Consider the following 20018-nt stretch of genomic DNA (forward strand, 5'->3'; position numbering starts at 1 on the left):
CCGACTTGAACCGTAAAGGCCCGTGATCTCTTGACCAGCCCTCTTCTTGAAGCCGTAGCGCTCTCCTGTGAACGCGACCTGCGCCTGCTGTTCGAGCACCTCGACCTGCGTGTGGCGGGCGGCGACATGGTGCAGATCAGCGGCCCCAACGGCAGCGGCAAGACCAGTTTGCTGCGCCTGCTGGCCGGCCTGATGCAACCCACGGCCGGTGAAGTGCGACTCAACGGCAGGCCCCTCGACGAACAACGCACCGAACTGGCACGCAACCTGATCTGGATCGGCCACGCCGCCGGGATCAAGGATGTGCTCACCGCCGAAGAAAACCTCAGTTGGCTCAGCGCCCTGCATCATCCCGCGACCCGCGACGCCATCTGGCAAGCCCTGGCCGCCGTCGGCCTCAAGGGGTTCGAAGACGTTCCCTGCCACACCCTGTCCGCCGGCCAGCAGCGCCGCGTGGCCCTGGCGCGCCTGTACCTGCCTGGCCCGCCGCTGTGGATTCTCGACGAACCCTTCACCGCCCTCGACAAACAAGGCGTCACCCAATTGGAACAGCACCTGGCGCAGCACTGCGAGCAGGGCGGCCAGGTGGTGCTCACCACCCACCACACCCTGGCGCGCATGCCCGGCGGTTACCGCGACCTCGACCTGGGGCGGTGGTCGGTATGAGTGTGTTTGCCCTGTTGATCGCCCGCGAAGCCCGCTTGCTGTGCCGCCGCCCGGCCGAACTGGCCAACCCGCTGGTGTTCTTTGCCATCGTGATTGCGTTGTTCCCGTTGGCGGTCGGCCCGGAGACTAAACTGTTGCAAACCTTGTCTCCGGGACTGGTGTGGGTCGCGGCCCTTTTGTCCGTCCTGCTCTCGCTGGACGGGCTGTTTCGCAGTGATTTCGAAGACGGTTCCCTCGAACAGTGGGTCCTTTCGTCGCACCCCCTGCCACTTCTGGTCCTGGCCAAGGTACTGGCACACTGGGCTTTTTCCGGCCTGGCGCTAGTCTTGCTCTCGCCACTGCTGGCGATGATGCTGGGATTGCCCGGCGAATGCCTGCCGATCCTGTTGCTGAGCCTGCTGCTCGGCACCCCGGTACTCAGCCTGTTGGGGGCGGTGGGTGCCGCGTTGACCGTCGGCTTGAAACGGGGTGGCCTGTTACTGGCCCTGTTGATTCTGCCTTTGTACATCCCGGTACTGATCCTGGGCAGCGGCGCGTTGCAAGCCGCGCTCATGGGCATGCCGGCGACCGGTTACCTCCTGTGGCTTGGCAGCCTGACCGCCTTGGCGGTAACCCTGACACCCTTTGCTATAGCCGCCGGCCTGAAGATCAGCGTCGGTGAATAATGAGGTCTGACTGGGCGGTATACGCATAGTCAGTAAAGACCCTACGCTTCTTGCCAAGACAAGAAGCAACCGTGATGGAAACAGCAATGAACTGGACCTGGTTTCACAAGCTCGGCTCGCCCAAATGGTTCTACGGCATCAGTGGCAGACTGCTGCCTTGGTTCAGCCTCGCCGCCGTGTTGCTGATCGGCATCGGCCTGGTCTGGGGCCTGGCCTTTGCACCGCCGGACTACCAGCAAGGCAACAGCTTTCGCATCATCTACATCCACGTGCCTGCCGCGATGCTGGCCCAGTCCTGCTACGTGATGCTGGCGGTGTGCGGCGTCGTCGGCCTGGTGTGGAAGATGAAACTCGCGGACGTCGCCCTGCAATGCGCCGCGCCCATCGGTGCGTGGATGACCGCCGTGGCGCTGGTCACCGGCGCGATCTGGGGCAAACCCACCTGGGGTTCGTGGTGGGTGTGGGATGCGCGACTAACGTCGATGCTGATCCTGCTGTTCCTGTACTTCGGTCTTATTGCCCTGGGCAACGCGATCAGCAATCGTGACAGCGCCGCCAAGGCCTGCGCGGTGCTGGCGATTGTCGGCGTGATCAACATCCCGATCATCAAGTACTCGGTGGAGTGGTGGAACACCCTGCACCAGGGCGCCACCTTCACCCTCACCGAAAAACCGGCGATGCCCGTGGAAATGTGGGCGCCGTTGCTGCTGATGGTGCTGGGGTTCTACTGCTTCTTCGGCGCCGTGCTGCTGATGCGCATGCGCCTCGAAGTGCTCAAGCGTGAAGCCCGCGCCAGCTGGGTCAAGGCCGAAGTGCAAAGCTGCCTGGGAGCGCGTGGATGAGTTTTGCTTCTTTCAGTGATTTTCTCGCCATGGGCCACCACGGCCTGTATGTCTGGACGGCCTATGGCATCTGCCTGGCCGTGCTGGCCCTCAACGTCGCCGCGCCGATCCTGGCCCGCAAGCGTTACCTGCAACAAGAGGCGCGTCGTCTGCGCCGGGAGACCGAAAAGTGAATCCGCTGCGTAGAAAGCGTCTGTTGATCATCCTTGCCATCCTGGCCGGCGTCAGTATTGCCGTGGGCCTGGCGATGAGCGCCCTGCGGGAGAACATCAACCTGTTCTACACCCCGACCCAGATCGCCAACGGCGAAGCGCCGCTGGACACGCGCATCCGCGCCGGCGGCATGGTGGAGAAGGGCTCGCTGAAGCGTTCCGGCGACTCCCTCGACGTCACCTTCGTGGTCACCGATTTCAACAAGGCCGTGACCATCACCTACCGCGGCATCCTCCCGGACCTGTTCCGCGAAGGCCAGGGCATCGTCGCCCTGGGCAAGCTCAACGCCGACGGCGTGGTGGTGGCCGATGAAGTGCTGGCCAAGCACGATGAGAAATACATGCCGCCGGAAGTCACCAAGGCCTTGAAAGACAGCGGCCAGTCCGCACCCACCCCCGCCAAGGAGGGCTAAGTGATGACGTCTGCATTGTTTATTCCGGAACTGGGCCAGTTGGCGATGATCCTCGCCCTGTGCTTTGCCATCGTCCAGGCAGTGGTGCCGTTGCTCGGTGCCTGGCGCGGTGACCGCCTGTGGATGAGCCTGGCGCAGCCGGCCGCCTGGGGCCAGTGTGCGTTCCTGGTCTTTGCGTTTGGCTGCCTGACCTACGCCTTTATGACCGACGACTTTTCCGTCGCCTATGTAGCCAATAACTCCAACAGCGCCTTGCCCTGGTACTACAAGTTCAGCGCGGTGTGGGGCGCCCACGAAGGCTCGCTGCTGCTGTGGGCGTTGATCCTCGGCGGCTGGACCTTCGCGGTGTCGGTGTTCTCGTGGCAGTTGCCGCAAGTCATGCTCGCACGGGTGCTGGCGGTGATGGGCATGATCAGCATCGGCTTCCTGCTGTTCCTGATCATGACCTCCAACCCGTTTACCCGCATCCTGCCGCAGATCCCGGCGGACGGTCACGACCTCAACCCGCTGCTGCAGGACATCGGCCTGATCGTGCACCCGCCGATGCTCTACATGGGCTACGTGGGTTTTTCCGTGGCCTTTGCCTTCGCTATCGCCGCCTTGCTCGGCGGGCGTCTCGATGCGGCCTGGGCGCGCTGGTCGCGGCCGTGGACCATCGTCGCCTGGGCGTTCCTCGGCATCGGCATCACCCTCGGTTCGTGGTGGGCCTACTACGAACTCGGCTGGGGTGGCTGGTGGTTCTGGGACCCGGTGGAAAACGCCTCGTTCATGCCATGGCTGGTCGGCACGGCACTGATTCACTCCCTGGCCGTCACCGAAAAACGTGGCGTGTTCAAGAGCTGGACCGTGTTGCTGGCCATCGCGGCCTTTTCCCTCAGCCTGCTCGGCACCTTCCTCGTGCGTTCGGGCGTGTTGACCTCGGTGCACGCGTTTGCGTCCGACCCAGAGCGCGGTGTGTTCATCCTGATCTTCCTGCTGTTTGTGGTCGGCGGCTCCCTCACTTTGTTCGCCCTGCGCGCACCGGTGGTCAAGAGCCAGGTCGGCTTCAACCTGTGGTCGCGGGAAACCCTGCTGCTGGGCAATAACCTGGTGCTGTTGGTGGCCGCGTCGATGATCCTGCTCGGCACCTTGTACCCCTTGGTGCTGGATGCCCTGAGCGGCGCCAAGCTGTCCGTCGGCCCGCCGTACTTCAACGCGTTGTTTATTCCGTTGATGGGGCTGTTGATGGTGGTGATGGCGGTCGGTGTGCTGGTGCGCTGGAAGGACACCCCGGTCAAATGGCTGGCCGGTATGCTGATGCCGGTGCTGCTCGGCAGCGTGGCCCTGGCCGTGGTCGCCGGTATCGCCTATGGCGACTTCAACTGGGCGGTGCTCGCCACCTTCCTGCTCGCCGCCTGGGTACTGCTGGCCGGTGTGCGTGACATCGTCGACAAGACCCGCCACAAAGGCCTGGTCAAAGGCCTGCCGACCCTGACCCGCAGCTACTGGGGCATGCAGATCGCCCACATCGGCATCGCCGTGTGCGCCCTCGGTGTGGTGCTGTCCAGCCAGAACAGTGCCGAGCGCGACCTGCGCCTGGCGCCGGGCGAGTCCATGGACCTGGCCGGTTACCAGTTCATCTTCGAAGGCGCCAGGCACTTCGAAGGGCCGAACTTTACGTCAGACAAAGGCACCGTGCGGGTGGTGCGTAACGGTAAAGAGATCGCCGTGCTGCACCCGGAAAAACGCCTGTACACCGTGCAGAGTTCGATGATGACCGAAGCCGGTATCGACGCCGGTTTCACCCGTGACCTCTACGTGGCCCTGGGTGAACCCCTGGGCGATGGCGCCTGGGCCGTGCGCGTGCATGTGAAACCGTTTGTGCGCTGGATCTGGTTCGGTGGCTTGCTCACCGGCTTTGGTGGTTTGCTCGCGGCACTGGATCGCCGGTATCGGGTCAAGGTCAAGAGCCGGGTGCGTGAAGCGCTGGGCCTGCAAGGAGCGGCGGTATGAAGCGTTGGTTGATGGTCGTGCCGCTGGCCCTGTTTCTGGTAGTGGCGGTATTCCTGTATCGCGGCTTGTACCTGGACCCGGCCGAGCTGCCCTCGGCGATGATCGGCAAGCCGTTCCCCGCGTTCAGCCTGCCGACCGTGCAGGGTGACAAGACCCTGACCCAGGCCGACCTGCTCGGCAAACCGGCGCTGGTCAACGTGTGGGGCACCTGGTGCATCTCCTGCCGCGTCGAGCACCCGGTGCTGAACAAGCTGGCCGAGAAGGGCGTGGTGATCTACGGCATCAACTACAAGGACGACAACGCGGCGGCCTTGAAGTGGCTGGCGGAATTCCATAATCCCTACCAGCTGGATATCCGTGATGAAGACGGCAACCTCGGTTTGAACCTCGGCGTGTACGGCGCCCCGGAAACCTTCTTCATCGACGCCAAGGGCGTGATCCGCGACAAATACGTCGGCGTGATCGACGAAGTGGTCTGGCGCGAGCAACTGGCCGCCAAGTACCAGGCCCTGGTCGACGAGGCCAAGCCATGAAGCGCCTGTTAGCCGCTGCCGTGCTGGCGCTGGGCTTGGCCGGGATGGCCCACGCCGCGATCGACACTTACGAATTCGCCAAGGACAGTGACCGCGAGCGTTTCCGCGAATTGACCAAGGAGCTGCGCTGCCCCAAGTGCCAGAACCAGGACATCGCCGACTCCAACGCGCCCATCGCCGCCGACCTGCGCAAGGAAATCTTCCGCATGCTGGGGGAGGGCAAGGACAACCAGCAGATCATCGACTTCATGGTCGACCGCTACGGTGATTTCGTGCGCTACAAACCGGCCCTCACCGGCAAGACCGCGCTGCTCTGGTTCGGCCCCGCCGGGCTGCTGCTGGCCGGCGTGGTGGTGATGGCCGTGATCGTCCGCCGTCGCCGCGCCGCGACTACCGATGGTTCCGACGCGCTATCCCCCGAAGAGCGTAAACGCCTCGACCAATTGCTGGACACCAAGACTGATGATTGATTTCTGGCTCGCAGCCGGCTTGCTGCTTCTGATTGCCCTGAGTTTCCTGTTGATCCCTGTGTTGCGCGGCCGCCGCGCCCAGCGTGAAGAGGATCGCACCGCGCTGAACGTGGCGCTTTACCAAGAACGTGTGGCCGAGCTGCAAGTGCAGCAGGACGAAGGTGTGCTCAACGCCGCGCAGCTCGACAGCGGCCGCGCCGAAGCCGCCCGCGAGCTGCTGGCCGACACCGAAGGCGTGGAAAAGCCCCGCGAATCGCGCCTGGGCAAGCCGCTGCCCTTGCTCGCCGCCGTCCTTGTGCCGGTGCTTGGCCTGGGCCTGTATATGCATTTCGGTGCCAGCGACAAGGTTGAACTGACCCGCGAATTTTCCCAGCCGCCGGTGTCCATGGAAGACATGACCCGGCGCCTGGAACGCGCCGCCGCCGCCCAACCGGACTCGGCGGAAGGCCTGTACTTCCTCGGTCGCGCCTATATGGCCCAGGACCGTTCCGCCGATGCCGCCAAGGTCTTCGAGCGTACCGTGGCGCTGGCCGGGCGCCAGCCGGAACTGCTCGGCCAGTGGGCCCAGGCGCAGTACTTTGCCGACCACAAACAGTGGTCGCCCAAGGTCCAGGCGCTGACCGACGAAGCCTTGAAGCTTGACCCGAAGGAAGTCACCAGCCTCGGCCTGCTCGGTATCGCCGCCTTTGAAGGCCAGCGTTATCAAGAGGCCATCGACTACTGGAGCCGCCTGCTGGCGCAACTGCCACCGCAAGACAATTCCCGCGTGGCGCTGCAAGGCGGCATTGACCGTGCTGCGGAAAAACTCAAGGAAGGCGGCGGTAGCGTGGCGCAGAAAGCGGTGATGAACGTCCGCGTGGACCTGTCCGCCGAGGTCAAGGCCAAGGCCTTGCCCAGCGACAGCGTATTCATCTTCGCCCGCGCGGTAAAAGGCCCGCCGGCACCCCTGGCGGCCAAGCGCGTCACCGTTGCCGAGTTGCCCGTCACCGTCGAACTCGGCGATGCCGACGCGATGATGCCGCAGTTGAAACTGTCCAACTTCCCCGAAGTCCAACTGGTTGCGCGCATATCCCGGGCCGGTCAACCGACCACCGGCGAGTGGATCGGCCGCAGCCAACCCCTGGCCAGCACCACCACTGCGCTGCAGCAGCTGACCATCGACAGTCCGGACAAGTAATTTCGAGGAAACGCCCATGACCGCATTTGCACGCATCACCCTGCTCAGCCTGGTAGTGGGCCTGAGCGCCTGTGCGGTCCACCGCCCACCGCCTGCGCCGACCGGCCCGACCATCCCGCCGTCAGGCCCGTCGACCCAGCCGAGCACCAGGCCCTCTGGCCCGGTGACCCCGCCGCCGAAGCCACTGCCGACCAAATCGCCCACCTTCGCCCCACCACCGGGCGCCGCCAGCCACTGGGACGGCAAGATGCAGGTGTACGTGCTCGACGACCAGCCCGACACCTTCTACCGCCAGCGCACCTACTACCGCTGGAGCAACGGCTGGAGCCGCTCCATCAGCCCCAACGGACCCTGGGAAGACACCGACGTGCAGGGCGTGCCGCCGGGCTTGAGCAAGCAGTACGCGCAATGACAAAAGGCGACCTTCGGGTCGCCTTCTTCATGCCTGTGAAACCCATTCTTCCAAACACTGGAGGGCAAATGTGGGAGGGGGCTTGCCCCCGATAGCGGTGTTTCAGTTGATTAATGTCTGACTGACCTACCGCTATCGGGAGCAAGCCCCCTCCCACAGGAGATCTCCTCAGCCATCAAGCCACGGGACACTCCCGCTCCAGCGCCGCCCCCACTAACAACTGCGCAATCTCAACCATCTGTACCACCGCCAGCACCTGCCTGCGGCTTGAACCATCCAAGTGCTCGGCACAGTCGTAGGCACACACAGTCGCCGACTCCAGCATCTCGCTGGCATTGCTCAAGGCAGCTTCGGTGCTGAGGCCGGGGTGGACGCTGAAGATGAGGTTGGGTGGGGTTTGCGGGGTGTCATCCATGGAGGATGGCGGGGGATTTGGCGTGACTTTTTTCATGCAGTAAATCTCCATTCAGTTGGAGCTCACCACATCCGCGACCAAGCGGAAAGGCGGCGAGCTGTACGCAGGTTGGTCGACCAGGGAATGGAAACCCGGCAGGGCCCTAAGCCCTCCCACGCACAGCTCGCCATAACGCGAACACAATAATGCCGCTTGCGCGGCACTGTGCGCCATTCTAATCCAGGCGACCAAGCCTGATCGCTGATGAGCAGCGACTGCGAGAGGCTAACGGTGCGTTATAGCTACTGCAAGCCACAGAGATCGTAGGAAACGTCCTGTTAGCGTTTCGCTGATTTGATTGATCACCCGGAGCATGGGAGCGATCATTAGGCGATAGGCGGCACTATCATCAGGACCAGATTAACTCCCCACCCTTCAACGAGACGGACCCTCATGAACCTCTACGTCATACGCCACGGCGAAACGTGGGCCAACGCGGAGCATCGCTACCTCGGCGCACTCGACCCGGAACTGACCGAGCGGGGCCGGGAACAGGCTGTTTTGCTCAGCGAAAAACTACCCGGCGGTATTGAGGTGTTGATCGTTTCTCCACGCTTGCGGGCGCGGCAAACGGCGCAGATTCTTAACCGTGTGTTAAACCTTGAACCTGTGACGATTGACAGCTTCCGCGAGCGCGATGTGGGTGTGTTCGAAGGGTTGACTCAGGCGGAGGCCAAGGCCATGCATCCAGCGCTTTGGGCACAGGACATCACGCGCCAATGGGCGGCAGGGCCTGACGGTGGTGAGTCGATAGCTGATGTGGTCACGCGAGTACACCAAGGCTTGGTCCAGTTAACTTCGCTTTATCCAACACAGGTTGTTTTGCTGGTGGCACATGGTTTTGTGGCAAAGGTGATTCGTGCATTGGCCAGAGGGGACTTCTCGGATTTCTACACCTGGCAGCTTTCAAATGGGGCGATGTTGGCTCTGGAAGATTTTGAATTGAAGATACTTCCGGCTATCTCGCCCTTTGAAACGGACTGAATCACCGCAACACGCGACTTTCAAAAAACCTCACCAACCCGTCAGGGTTGAGTAAGCACTACGCCCAGAAAATATTGAGGCGGCGCGCACTTCGGTAATGTGGCCGCTGCCGAGGGATTGCTGGATATACTTTCCAGTGTGGGGCCAAATCGCCATTGGCCTGCGCGCCGACCTGGTCCAAGCCAGGAGCCGCGCAGGGCTACCCGTGGTGCAACCAATCTGGCAACAAGCGAAGAGGGTGTTTTGATGGCGGGCAGGTTGATCTATCTCATCGGGCCATCGGGTTCGGGCAAGGACAGCCTGTTGGAGGCTGCACGCCCACGATTGGCCGAACGCGGTTGCCGGATTGTACGCCGCGTGATCACACGCTCGGCGGAAGCGGTGGGTGAGGCGGCCCAGGGTGTCAGCCCGGAGCAATTCGCCGTGATGCAGGCCGAGGGCGCGTTTGCCCTCAGTTGGCACGCCAACGGGTTGTCCTACGGCATTCCCAAGGTCATCGACGAATGGCTGGCGGCGGGGGAGGACGTGCTGGTCAATGGTTCTCGCGCGCACCTGGCGCAGACCCGCGAGCGCTACCCGGATGTGTGGGTGCTGTTGCTGGCGGTGGATCAAGCCGTATTGCGCCAGCGCCTGGTGGCGCGGGGGCGTGAGGCCCTGGCGGATATCGAGGAGCGCCTGGCGCGCAATGCACGGTTCACCGCCGACCTGATCGCCGGCAATGGCTCGGGGTTGTTTGTGCTGGATAACTCCGGGCCACTGGAGCACACGGTCGAGCGCCTGCTGTGTTGCCTGAACCAGAGGCATTGCGTATTGACCTGACCCTGCTCTGCACCGGTGAGGTGCGGGGCATGTCAAGCGGCGAGATCCTGACATGCAGCGAACTCGGCGGAAAAAGTTAAGTGCATGTATCTGGGTGAAGGCGGATTTGGTGTAGTCGAAGCAGCACGGTTTTGTAGGATTATGTTTTTTTCCTGAGAATCCAATAGGTTTTTTTGCGCGAAAGTGTGTGTTCAGTTGTTTAAATTGCAAGTGGTTTAGTGCCTGTCTTAGCGCATGTTGCGCCGCCTTAAGGTGTTTCAGTACGAACTAAATCAGCGCTGTCCTGAGCGTTTTCTGCATGGGAGTTTATTGCGTCGATTCTGATTGACTCGACTCATCAACTTACTATAAGGAGCGCACTGTCCCATGATTTGCTCTGAACGTTCTCGGCTCAACTTCTCACTTGAAAACCTGCCGCCTTCCGATCCTGGCCCCTATGGTGTGGGCGCCGGTCGCAAACCAACCTTCACGACGGAACAGGCCGGAAAGTACATCACCCGCGACAACCTGCACTTCCACGACCGTAATGGCGACAAGCGGATCGATCTCTCCTATACGGTGGACCCGACGTTCAGCGCCGCGCAGCAGCGCCGAGTGCGCCAGGCGGTGCAATATTGGGAGGACGTGGCCAACATCAGTTTCAAGGAGCGGGCAGCCGGCGCCGACGGCACGGTTCACATCAAAAACAACCCGCACGGTGACCGTGGCGTCGCCAGCTCACCCTCGCGCGGCATTACCACCACCACGGCCACGGTCGGCACACTGCGAGAAAGTAGTTCGCCGGCGCAGGGCAGTCACTTTTCAGTCACTACCGTGCATGAAATCGGCCACGCCATCGGCCTGCAGCATCCGGGTGACTACAATGGCGGCGGCGCTGATTACAACAATGGTGCCAGGTATGCCGGCGATACCAAGGCACGCAGTGTGATGAGCTACTGGTCGGAGACGAACCAGGCCGGCCATGATTTTCGGTATTCGAATCCCTCTGCCCCGATGATGGATGACATCGCAGCCGCTCAGCGGCTCTATGGGGCCAATCACAAAACCCGCAACACCGACACTACCTACGGCTTCAATTCCAATACCGGCCGCGACGCCATGACCCTCACCAGTGCGAGGGATAAAGCTATCTTTTGCATATGGGATGGGGGCGGTAACGACACCCTGGATTGTTCCGGGTTTTCCCAGAACCAGAACATCAATTTGAAAGCCGAGTCGTTTTCTGATGTGGGCGGCTTGAAGGGCAATGTTTCCATCGCCAAGGGCTGCGTGGTTGAAAACGCCATCGGAGGGGCCGGACGTGATGTCTTGACGGGGAATGAAGCGGACAATCGGCTCAAGGGCGGCTTGGGTGCAGACAGGCTGCGGGGCGGCGGCGGGGCGGATATTTTTGACTACGACAAGGCCAGCGACTCCACACCGCAGCAGCCTGACCTGATCGAGGACTTTACCAGCGGGACGGACAAGATTGACGTCTCGGGTGCATTGAAAGAGGCGCGCGTCGGTGCCCTGACGTTCACTGATCGATTCTCTGGTCGCGCCGGCGAGGCATTGCTCAGGCACGACGCGGCCACCGGGCGTTCAAGCCTGGAGATAGATCTGAAGGGGAGCGGCAGCGCCGACCTGGTGGTCAAGAGCATTGGCCAGATCAAACCCGGCGATGTGCAGTGGCAGGGGCAAAAGCCGGAGGTTAAACCCGCACCGAAGGTTGTCCCCACACCGGCCCCTGCGCCGCCGCCGGCGCCCCCGCTGGATAGCAGCACGGACCCGCTTGCAGCGTTACGCGAGGTAATGATCAAGGCGTTCTCAGCCTTGTTGCAGTGGATACAAAACATCGTCCAGCCGTCGGATGCCCGCAGATAACACTGCCATGACGAGGCGCTGACAGGCTCAGGCCTTGATCAGCGCCTGCCATGGTCGGCAAACGCCGGCGCCCTGGCCCTTGCCATGCACAGACAAGCCTGTGGGGAATACCCATGGCATGTCATTCGGTTGGCGGTTTTCAACATCGCGCAAAACAACCATCAGTCAGCCTGACCTATTTTGTGCTTGAGTAAAGATAACTCTAGGGTTGCTTTTATTTAGGCCGAGCCAAGGAGGCTGGTGTGCAAGGCAGGCTATTGATCAAGGCGCTGCAAGAGGCGGGTTGGGTGCTGGATCGGGTCACGGGCAGTCATCCTATTTTTACCCACCGCTATAACCCGTACACGATCCCGGTGCCGCATCCGAAGAAGGATCTGCCGCTGGGCACCATCAGAAGCATCAGGAAACGTGCCGGGCTGTTTCAGTTTTAAGGAGAGCATTCATGCAATACCCAATCTGTATCGAATGGGGCGATGACTTCACCGCCACCGGTATCCAGATCCCCGATATTCCAGGCGCAGTCACCGCCGGGGACAGTTTCGAAGAGGCCTACAACGCCGCGGTGGAAGTCGCGCGCATCCTGCGGCAGGAGATCGCCGCCGAGGGCGGGGTGATTCCGATGCCAAGGTCGGTGGGCACTCATCACACCCATGAAGACTATGCCGGGATGGGCTGGGGCATGCTGGAACTGGACATCTCGCCGTATCTGGGCAAGACCGAGAAGGTCAATGTGACCTTGCCCGGCTATGTCATCCAGCGAATTGACCGGTATGTGCGCGAGCACAAGGTCAAAAGCCGCTCGTCATTTCTGGCGGATGCGGCTTTGGAGAAGTTGGTGCGTTCCTAGGCGGTGGCGACAGCCGTTTGCCGCGACGCACTGAGGAACCGCAACAACGCCACCAGCGGGAACGCGCTGCCCACCAGCATCACACCCAGCCAGCCGCCGTGTTCGTACACGCTGCTGGCAATCGCCGAGCCGAAGGCACCACCGATGAAGATGCTGGTCATGTACAGCGCGTTCAAGCGGCTGCGGCTGTTGGCGTCGAGTGCATAGATGGCGCGTTGGCCGAGGACCATGTTCATCTGCACGCAGAAGTCCAGAACCACGCCGGTCACCGCCAGGCCGATGACGCTGTACAGCGGGTGCACGAAGGCCGGCAGGAAGCTCAATACCGCAAAGACCATGGCCAGCAGCGATGCGCGGTGGGTGTGACCGGCATCGGCCAGGCGTCCGGCGATGGGGGCGGCAATGGCGCCGATAGCACCGACCAGGGCGAAGATCGCGATCTGGGTCTGGCTCAGGCCGTGGTTGCGCACCAGCTCCAGCGGGGCGGCGGTCCAGAACAGGCTGAACGTGGCGAACATGCAGCCTTGGTAAAACGCGCGTTGACGCAGCAGCGGTTGTTCTCGCAACAGGGTGCCCAGGGAGCGCAGCAATTGGCCATAGCTGGCGCTGTGGTCCGGCTGGCGCTTGGGGATGGTCAGCATCAGCACCACGCTGATAAATACCATCAACGCGGCGGCGGCCATGAACATCGCGCGCCAGCCAAAATGGTCAGCCACGACGCTGGACACTGGTCGCGCCAGCAGGATGCCCAACAGCAGCCCACCCATGATGCTGCCGACCACCCGACCCCGAGACTCGGCGGGCGCCAGGTGTGCGGCCAGGGGGATCAGGATCTGTACCGACACCGAACTGAAGCCGATCAGCAACGACACCAGCAGGAACAGGTTCGGTTGTTCGGTAAAGGCCGCACCCAGCAGGCTGGCAATCGCCACCAGGGTCGTGATGATCATCAGCTTGCGGTTTTCCAGCAGGTCGCCCAGGGGGACCAGGAAGAACAGGCCGAGGGCATAGCCGATCTGCGTCAGGGACACAATCAGGCTGGCCATCGCCGGGGTGAGGCCGATGTCCGGTGCGATCAGTTCGATGATCGGCTGGGCGTAGTAGATGTTGGCGACGATGGCGCCGCAGCAAAACGCAAACAGCATCACCATTGCGCGGGTCATGGTGCTCGTAGCATGGGGGGTAGCATTCATGGTGTTCTCATAAAAGCGAAGGTAGATGGCGAGCGAGAGTAAAGACAAGGCTCAACGGCGAGTAGGCCGTTTGTGGTGATATCACTTATGCCGGGTGATGATACATTCAGAAACAACTGCCGAAACAGGAAATCCAGCGCCATGAAAATCACGCTCAACAAGATACTCCTGGCTTCAAGCCTCGCTGTTGCGATGGCCCTCGGCCTGGCCAATGCCGCCGATGCACCGCGCGTAGGCGTACGCGGGGCAATCACCGCGATGGACGGTGATGCGATGCAGGTCAAGGTCAACAGCGGTGAAGACGTCACCGTGCACCTGACCAAGGATACCCAGGTGCGCGCCGTTACCCTGGCCAGGATCGACGAAATAAAACCCGGCAGCTACATCGGCTCGGCCGCCATGCCCAACGCCGACGGCACCCTGACGGCGCTGGAAGTGCATGTGTTCCCACCGGCCATGGCCGGCACGGGGGACGGGCATCGGGCGTTTGACCTGAAGGAAGGAAGCAGCATGACCAACGGCACCGTCGGCGACCTGGTGGTCAGCAAAGGGCGGACGTTGACCGTGAAATACAAAGGCGGCGAACAGAAGATCGTGGTGCCGGAGGATGTGCCGATCGTCAACCTGGAACCGGGGGACCGCAGCTTGCTCAAGCCGGGGGTGAAGGTGGTGTTGTTTGCCGCGCAGGGGGCGGATGGGAAAATCACTGCCCAAGCCATTTCAGCCGGCAAGGATGGCGTGACACCGCCGATGTAACTGCAAAACCCGGATCTAAATGTGGGAGGGTTCAAGCCCCCTCCCACATTTGTCAGTTACTGACCGGAGTAGATCTGGTCGAAAACCCCACCATCATTGAAGTGGGTTTTCTGCACGGTGCGCCAGTCACCAAAGGTCTTCTCCACCGACAGGAAGTCGACTTTCGGGAAGCGGTCGGTGTACTTGGCCAGCACCTTCGGGTCACGCGGGCGCAGGTAGTTGTTGGCAGCGATTTCCTGGCCTTGCGGCGACCACAGGTACTTCAGGTAGTCTTCAGCCGCCACGCGGGTGCCTTTCTTCTCGACCACTTTATCCACCACCGACACCGGCGGCTCAGCTTCGGCGGAGACGCTTGGGTAGATCACTTCGAACTGATCGCGACCGAATTCACGGGCGATCATTTCCGCTTCGTTCTCGAAGGTCACCAGCACGTCGCCGATCTGGTTGGTCATGAACGTGGTGGTGGCGGCGCGGCCACCGGTGTCCAGCACGGGCGCCTGTTTGAACAGCTTGCCGACAAAGGCCTTGGCCTTGTCTTCGTCGCCGCCGTTCTTGAGCACATAACCCCAGGCCGACAGGTAGGTGTAGCGGCCGTTACCCGAGGTTTTCGGGTTGGGCACGATCACCTGCACGCCATCCTTGAGCAGGTCCGGCCAGTCTTTCAGGGCTTTCGGGTTGCCCTTGCGCACGATGAACACGGTGGCCGAGGTAAACGGCGCGCTGTTGTTCGGCAGGCGGGTGACCCAGTTGTCCGGCACCAGTTTGCCGTTGTCGACCAGGGCGTTGATGTCGGTGGCCATGTTCATGGTAATCACGTCAGCCGGCAGGCCGTCGATCACCGAGCGCGCTTGTTTGCTGGAACCGCCGAAGGACATCTGCAGGGTCAGCTTGTCGTTCGGGTGCTCGGCTTCCCAGTGCTTCTGGAAGGCGGCGTTGTAGTCCTTGTAGAAATCGCGCATCACGTCGTAGGAGACGTTGAGCAGAGTGACCGGGGCGGCCTGGACGGCGCCCGCAAGGGCAAGGCCGGCGGCCAGGAGAGAGGCGCTTACGAGTTTTTTCACTGCTCATTCCTTGTTGTTCGGGAGAAGAGGGGAGGCACATTGCCAGCGACTATAGCCGGGGGCACTTAGTCGCTTAAAGATTAAAAAGAACTTTGCTTATTCCACTTTCTTAAAAAGAGCGCTGCCACAGCGCGAACAGAACGCCGCGTTGGGCTCATGGCTGTTTTTCCTGCACACCGGGCAGTCGTGCTGCAGTTGCTCACCACGCATGGCACTGGCCAGTTCGGCCGTAAAAATACCCGTGGGCACGGCGATGATCGAGTAACCGGTGATCATCACCAGCGACGAAATCACCTGGCCCAACGGCGTCTTGGGCACGATATCGCCAAAGCCCACAGTGGTCAGCGTCACGATCGCCCAATAGATGCCTTTGGGGATACTGGTGAAGCCGTGCTCCGGCCCTTCGATCACATACATCAAGGTGCCGAACACCGTGACCAGGGTGCATACGCTCACCAGGAACACCACGATCTTCTGCTTGCTGCCGCGCAGCGCCGCCATCAGGTAGTTGGCCTGCTTGAGGTACGGGCTGAGCTTGAGCACGCGGAAAATCCGCAGCATGCGGATGATGCGGATGATCAGCAGGTATTGCGCGTCGCTGTAGTACAGCGCAAGGATGCCGGGCACGATGGCGAGCAGATCCACCAGCCCGTAAAAGCTGAAGGCGTAGCGCAACGGCTTGGGCGAACAGTACAGGCGCAACCCGTACTCGATCAGGAAGATCAGGGTGAAGCCCCATTCAATGTAGGCCAGCACATCGGCGTAGTTCTGGTGGACCTGGTCGATGCTGTCGAGCATCACGATCACCAGGCTGGCGAGGATGATCAACAGCAGGATGCCGTCAAAGCGCCGCCCGGCGACGGTGTCGCTCTGAAAAACCATGATGTAGAGCCGCTGACGCCAGTCGTTGTTGCTGTCCATAAAGCCCGCCTGAATCGAATATCGAGCAAGCCTAGGGGGATTCGAAGGGGCTGTCCATGCGGGGTTTCCTGAGTATTCGGGCGCCGGCGCGTACCAGCCAGCAGGCGAGGATAAACGGCGCGGTGAGTGCGGGCAGGTGCACGGCGGCAAAGCCCGGTGTGAGAAGGATCGCCAGCAGGATGCCGAGCAGCGGCAGCCAGGGTTGGCGCCGTGCCTGGCTCAGCGCCAGGGCCGCGAGAGCGGGGTTGTAGCTGTGCAGGCCGAGGAGGGCGGCGCTGGTGTCGTCCAGCAGCCATCCGATCAGTACGCCGCTGCTGGCGCCGATCACGGCCCAGACCGCGGCACGCCGGTTCGCCAGCCACAGGCCGAGGGCAATCAGCACGCCCGCCAGCGGCTGGTCCAGCAGCATGATTTGCGCGAGGCCGGTGAACGGCGCGCCGAGCACCGCCAGGGTATCGGGCTCGCCCAGGGCCAAGGCACTGTGTGGGACGCTGCCCAGCAGCAGCCAGCCCAGGCCGACAAAGGGCGCGGTGTAGGCGGGCAGGTCATGCGGCCGGCTGGCGTGTTTCAGCCACTGCCGCGTGAGGATCGCGCTCAGGCCGCCGCACGCCAGGATCAGCGGCGGCAACAACGCCGACCAGGCGAAATGCTGGCTGATCAACAGGCCCAGCAATACGCCGTTGTAGCTATAGATACCCGCCTGGCGCTCGGCCTTGGGATAGCCGCGACGCTGGGCCGTGAGCAACCCGGCGACCCCACCCAGCAGTGCACCGCCGAGCAAGGCCGGAGCGCCGATCAGGATCGCCAACAGGCACAGCAGGCCGCACCACGGATGGCGTTGCAGGAATATCTGGCTGAAGCCGTTGAGCAGGGCTTCGGCCCAGTCGGGGCAGGTTGGGGTGTGCATGATGGGTATTCAGTGGGACCGAGTTGGGCCCATCGGGGGCAAGCCCTCTCCCACACTTGATTGGGTTCACATAGTTAGATGTGTGAATGCAGTCCAATGTGGGAGGGGGCTTGCCCCCGATGGGGCCTCTGCAGGCGCTAGATCAGCGTCTCTATGCGCAAGGAGTTGGTTGACCCCAACTGCCCGAACGGCACCCCGGCAGTAATCACCAAGGTATCCCCGCGCTGCGCCATGCCCTGGGCCTGGGCAATCTCCAGCGCGGTGGAACACACTTCATCCACCTGCCTCAGTCGATCATTGACCACCGAATGCACGCCCCACGCCACGCTCAAGCGGCGCGCGGTGGACAGGTTCGGCGTGAGGTTGAGAATCGGCGCCACCGGCCGTTCCCGCGCCGCGCGCAGGCTGGAGCTGCCCGACTCGCTGTAGTTCACCAGCACCGCCACCGGCAGGATGCTGCTGATGCGCCGGATCGCGCAGCTGATGGCGTCCGACACCGTGGCATCGGCCTTGGGCCGGCTGACGTCGAGTTGGGTCTGGTAGTCCGGGCCGTTTTCCACCTGGCGGATGATCTTGCTCATCATCTGCACGGCTTCCAGCGGGTACTCGCCCGACGCGGTTTCCGCCGACAGCATCACCGCATCCGCGCCTTCGGCCACTGCATTGGCGACATCCGTCACTTCCGCGCGGGTTGGCGCCGGCGAGAAGCGCATGGACTCCAGCATCTGCGTCGCCACTACCACCGGTTTGCCCAACTGGCGGCAGGTGCGGATGATGTCTTTCTGGATTTGCGGCACGCTCTCCGCCGGCACTTCCACGCCCAGGTCGCCCCGGGCCACCATGATCGCGTCGCTCAGCTCGGCGATTTCCCGCAGGCGTTGTACGGCTGAGGGCTTCTCGATCTTGGCCATCAGGAAGGCCTTGTCGCCGATCAGCTCGCGAGCCTCGCGGATGTCTTCCGGGCGCTGCACAAACGACAGCGCCACCCAGTCCACGCCCAGCTCCAGGCCGAAGCTCAGGTCGCGACGGTCCTTGGCGGTGAGCGGGCTGAGTTCCAGCAAGGCTTGTGGGACGTTGACGCCTTTACGGTCGGACAACTCGCCGCCATTCAGTACGGTGGTGTCGATGGCATCGGCGTGCCGGGTGATCACGCGCAGGCGCAGCTTGCCGTCGTCGAGCAACAGGTCCATGCCCGGTTCCAGGGCGGCGATGATTTCCGGGTGGGGCAGGTTGACCCGGCGCTGGTCACCCGGCGTCGGGTCCAGGTCCAGGCGCAGGGCCTGGCCACGCACCAGTTGCACCTTGCCCTCGGCAAACGTCCCGACGCGCAGCTTCGGCCCTTGCAGGTCCATGAGGATGCCCAGCGGGTAGTTGAGCTGGCGCTCCACCTGGCGAATCCAGTGGTAGCGCCGGGCGTGATCGGCATGCTCACCGTGGCTGAAGTTGAGGCGGAAGATATTCACCCCGGCTTGCACCAGCTCGCGGATGTCGTCGATACCGTCGGTGGCCGGGCCCAGGGTGGCGAGGATCTTGACCTTCTTGTCAGGCGTCATGGCGGGCAGTCTCAAGGATCAGGATGGCGCGCACGTCATTGACATTGGTGCGGGTCGGCTCGGTAACGATCAAGCCGTCGAGGGCGGCGAAGTAGCCATAACCGTTGTTGTTATCCAACTCGTCGCTGGCCGACAGGCCCAGGGCTTCGGCGCGCGCATAGCTGCACGGGGTCATGATTGCGCCGGCGTTGTCTTCCGAGCCGTCGATGCCGTCGGTGTCGCCGGCCAGGGCGTACACGCCGGGCAGGCCTTTGAGGCTGTCGGTCAGGCTCAACAGGAATTCGGCGTTGCGCCCGCCACGGCCGTTGCCGCGCACGGTGACGGTGGTTTCACCGCCGGAGAGGATCACGCACGGCGCCGCCAGCGGCTGGCCGTGCTGCACGATTTGCCGCGCGATGCCGGCGTGCACTTTGGCCACCTCCCGCGCTTCGCCTTCCAGGTCGCCGAGGATCAGCGCGCTGAAACCGGCCTGGCGCGCTTTCACCGCCACCGCTTCCAGGGATTGTTGCGGGCGTGCGATCAGCTGGAAGTGGCTGCGGGCGAGTACCGGGTCGCCGGGCTTGACGGTTTCCGAGGCCGGGTTCTGCAACCAGCTGCGCACGGACGCCGGGGCATCGATACCGTAGCGCTTGAGGATTGCCAGAGCCTGTTGCGAAGTGCTCGGGTCGCCGACCGTGGGGCCGGAGGCGATGACCGTGGCCTGGTCGCCCGGCACATCGGAAATCGCGTAGGTGTAGACCGTGGCTGGCCAGGCCGCCTTTGCCAGCCGACCGCCCTTGATCGCCGAGAGGTGCTTGCGTACGCAATTCATCTCGCCAATGGTGGCGCCGGATTTGAGCAGGGCTTTGTTGATGGCCTGCTTGTCGGCCAGGCTGATGCCTTCGGCAGGCAGTGCCAGGAGTGCCGAGCCGCCGCCGGAGAGCAGGAAGATCACCCGGTCGTCTTCGCTCAGGTTGCTGATCAATTCCAGCACGCGCTTGGCCACCGCCAGGCCGGCGGCATCGGGCACCGGGTGGGCGGCTTCGACCACTTCGATTTTCTGGCAAGGGGCGCCGTGGCCGTAGCGGGTCACCACCAGGCCTGAGACTTCGCCTTGCCAGCAATTCTCGACGACCAGCGCCATGGCGGCCGCCGCCTTGCCGGCGCCGATCACGATCACGCGGCCGCTGCGGTCGGCGGGCAGGCAGGGTTCGAGGACGTGCCGGGGGTGGGCGGCGTCGATGGCTGTGGCAAACAGCTCGCGAAGCAGGTGTTGCGGATCGACCGACATAAGCGGGC

General features: G+C 62.7%; 24 protein-coding genes and 1 pseudogene. 17 read left to right on the forward strand and 8 right to left on the reverse strand.

The features are described 5' to 3' along the window. The first annotated feature begins 30 nt into the window (after positions 1–30). The 10 genes from ccmA (at position 31) to C8K58_RS24530 (ending at position 7382) form a co-directional block, all read left to right on the forward strand. A complete protein-coding gene (gene ccmA, locus C8K58_RS24485; RefSeq protein ID WP_027607023.1) occupies positions 31–666 on the forward strand; it encodes a cytochrome c biogenesis heme-transporting ATPase CcmA in 636 nt (211 codons plus the stop codon). Next, positions 663–1331 (forward strand): heme exporter protein CcmB, encoded by a 669-nt coding sequence (gene ccmB, locus C8K58_RS24490; protein WP_027607024.1) that lies wholly within the window; start codon positions 663–665, stop codon positions 1329–1331. Before ccmA ends, ccmB begins: the two co-directional genes overlap by 4 nt. Before the next feature lie 86 nt (positions 1332–1417). Then, positions 1418–2173, forward strand: coding sequence for a heme ABC transporter permease (locus tag C8K58_RS24495; RefSeq protein WP_027607025.1), 756 nt, complete (start codon positions 1418–1420; stop codon positions 2171–2173). After that, on the forward strand, positions 2170–2346 hold the full coding sequence (gene ccmD, locus C8K58_RS24500; RefSeq protein WP_003172771.1) for a heme exporter protein CcmD: 177 nt from the start codon (positions 2170–2172) through the stop codon (positions 2344–2346). The genes C8K58_RS24495 and ccmD overlap by 4 nt, the downstream gene beginning before the upstream one ends. Next, positions 2343–2798 (forward strand): cytochrome c maturation protein CcmE, encoded by a 456-nt coding sequence (gene ccmE / locus C8K58_RS24505; protein ID WP_027607026.1) that lies wholly within the window; start codon positions 2343–2345, stop codon positions 2796–2798. Before ccmD ends, ccmE begins: the two co-directional genes overlap by 4 nt. Before the next feature lie 3 nt (positions 2799–2801). After that, complete coding sequence (locus C8K58_RS24510) at positions 2802–4790, forward strand: heme lyase CcmF/NrfE family subunit (protein ID WP_108574502.1); 1989 nt, start codon at positions 2802–2804, stop codon at positions 4788–4790. Further along, positions 4787–5323, forward strand: coding sequence for a DsbE family thiol:disulfide interchange protein (locus C8K58_RS24515; RefSeq protein ID WP_010211784.1), 537 nt, complete (start codon positions 4787–4789; stop codon positions 5321–5323). Before C8K58_RS24510 ends, C8K58_RS24515 begins: the two co-directional genes overlap by 4 nt. Beyond that, positions 5320–5793, forward strand: coding sequence for a cytochrome c-type biogenesis protein (locus C8K58_RS24520; RefSeq protein WP_027607029.1), 474 nt, complete (start codon positions 5320–5322; stop codon positions 5791–5793). The genes C8K58_RS24515 and C8K58_RS24520 overlap by 4 nt, the downstream gene beginning before the upstream one ends. Then, positions 5786–6970, forward strand: a complete 1185-nt coding sequence (ccmI, locus tag C8K58_RS24525; protein WP_092358511.1) for a c-type cytochrome biogenesis protein CcmI — start codon at positions 5786–5788, stop codon at positions 6968–6970. The genes C8K58_RS24520 and ccmI overlap by 8 nt, the downstream gene beginning before the upstream one ends. A 16-nt stretch (positions 6971–6986) precedes the next feature. Beyond that, positions 6987–7382, forward strand: coding sequence for a hypothetical protein (locus C8K58_RS24530; RefSeq protein ID WP_065939950.1), 396 nt, complete (start codon positions 6987–6989; stop codon positions 7380–7382). A 175-nt stretch (positions 7383–7557) separates the two neighbouring features. Here C8K58_RS24530 and C8K58_RS24535 read toward each other — a convergent pair whose 3' ends face one another. Next, a complete protein-coding gene (locus C8K58_RS24535) occupies positions 7558–7833 on the reverse strand; it encodes a DUF6124 family protein (protein WP_027607032.1) in 276 nt (91 codons plus the stop codon). Positions 7834–8229: 396 nt separating this feature from the next. Between C8K58_RS24535 and C8K58_RS24540 the strand changes: the two genes are divergently transcribed. The 4 genes and pseudogenes from C8K58_RS24540 (at position 8230) to C8K58_RS24550 (ending at position 11502) form a co-directional block, all read left to right on the forward strand. Next, positions 8230–8820, forward strand: a complete 591-nt coding sequence (locus C8K58_RS24540; RefSeq protein WP_043293701.1) for a histidine phosphatase family protein — start codon at positions 8230–8232, stop codon at positions 8818–8820. A gap of 142 nt (positions 8821–8962) precedes the next feature. Beyond that, positions 8963–9067 (forward strand): annotated as a pseudogene (locus C8K58_RS33155) (PhnM protein); the annotation flags it as partial. Continuing rightward, positions 9067–9639: a phosphonate metabolism protein/1,5-bisphosphokinase (PRPP-forming) PhnN gene (gene phnN, locus C8K58_RS24545; protein ID WP_027607033.1), complete on the forward strand. Its 573-nt coding sequence runs from the start codon at positions 9067–9069 to the stop codon at positions 9637–9639. The pseudogene C8K58_RS33155 and the gene phnN, both read left to right, overlap by 1 nt. Before the next feature lie 366 nt (positions 9640–10005). After that, positions 10006–11502: a M10 family metallopeptidase C-terminal domain-containing protein gene (locus tag C8K58_RS24550; RefSeq protein ID WP_108574503.1), complete on the forward strand. Its 1497-nt coding sequence runs from the start codon at positions 10006–10008 to the stop codon at positions 11500–11502. A 27-nt stretch (positions 11503–11529) separates the two neighbouring features. Here C8K58_RS24550 and C8K58_RS32790 read toward each other — a convergent pair whose 3' ends face one another. After that, positions 11530–11664, reverse strand: a complete 135-nt coding sequence (locus C8K58_RS32790; RefSeq protein WP_256592547.1) for a hypothetical protein — start codon at positions 11662–11664, stop codon at positions 11530–11532. A gap of 80 nt (positions 11665–11744) precedes the next feature. On the opposite strand from C8K58_RS32790, the gene C8K58_RS24555 reads away from it, so the two are divergent. Both C8K58_RS24555 and C8K58_RS24560 read left to right on the forward strand, forming a co-directional pair. Beyond that, positions 11745–11933, forward strand: a complete 189-nt coding sequence (locus C8K58_RS24555) for a type II toxin-antitoxin system HicA family toxin (protein WP_027607034.1) — start codon at positions 11745–11747, stop codon at positions 11931–11933. An 11-nt stretch (positions 11934–11944) separates the two neighbouring features. After that, positions 11945–12349, forward strand: a complete 405-nt coding sequence (locus C8K58_RS24560) for a type II toxin-antitoxin system HicB family antitoxin (RefSeq protein ID WP_108574504.1) — start codon at positions 11945–11947, stop codon at positions 12347–12349. Here C8K58_RS24560 and C8K58_RS24565 read toward each other — a convergent pair. Continuing rightward, a complete protein-coding gene (locus C8K58_RS24565) occupies positions 12346–13542 on the reverse strand; it encodes an MFS transporter (protein WP_081744462.1) in 1197 nt (398 codons plus the stop codon). The two genes, C8K58_RS24560 and C8K58_RS24565, sit on opposite strands and share 4 nt — an antisense overlap. A 141-nt stretch (positions 13543–13683) precedes the next feature. Between C8K58_RS24565 and C8K58_RS24570 the strand changes: the two genes are divergently transcribed. Further along, on the forward strand, positions 13684–14298 hold the full coding sequence (locus tag C8K58_RS24570; RefSeq protein ID WP_027607037.1) for a DUF5666 domain-containing protein: 615 nt from the start codon (positions 13684–13686) through the stop codon (positions 14296–14298). A gap of 56 nt (positions 14299–14354) precedes the next feature. On the opposite strand, the gene C8K58_RS24575 is transcribed toward C8K58_RS24570, so the two are convergent. From C8K58_RS24575 to C8K58_RS24595, 5 genes are all read right to left on the reverse strand, one after another. Further along, entirely contained in the window at positions 14355–15359 is a 1005-nt protein-coding gene (locus C8K58_RS24575) for a sulfate ABC transporter substrate-binding protein (protein WP_027607038.1), read from the reverse strand. A 96-nt stretch (positions 15360–15455) separates the two neighbouring features. Next, positions 15456–16280, reverse strand: coding sequence for an ion transporter (locus tag C8K58_RS24580; RefSeq protein WP_027607039.1), 825 nt, complete (start codon positions 16278–16280; stop codon positions 15456–15458). Positions 16281–16311: 31 nt separating this feature from the next. Next, complete coding sequence (locus C8K58_RS24585; protein ID WP_098480051.1) at positions 16312–17187, reverse strand: urea transporter; 876 nt, start codon at positions 17185–17187, stop codon at positions 16312–16314. A gap of 137 nt (positions 17188–17324) precedes the next feature. Then, on the reverse strand, positions 17325–18740 hold the full coding sequence (pyk, locus tag C8K58_RS24590) for a pyruvate kinase (RefSeq protein WP_027607041.1): 1416 nt from the start codon (positions 18738–18740) through the stop codon (positions 17325–17327). Continuing rightward, the gene (locus C8K58_RS24595) at positions 18730–20010 is read right to left on the reverse strand and encodes a glycerate kinase (protein ID WP_108574505.1); all 1281 of its coding nucleotides are present in this window, start codon (positions 20008–20010) and stop codon (positions 18730–18732) included. Before C8K58_RS24595 ends, pyk begins: the two co-directional genes overlap by 11 nt. Between the last annotated feature and the right edge of the window lie 8 nt (positions 20011–20018).

Source organism: Pseudomonas sp. GV047, from assembly GCF_003058245.1.
Classification (GTDB): Bacteria; Pseudomonadota; Gammaproteobacteria; order Pseudomonadales; family Pseudomonadaceae; genus Aquipseudomonas; species Aquipseudomonas marginalis.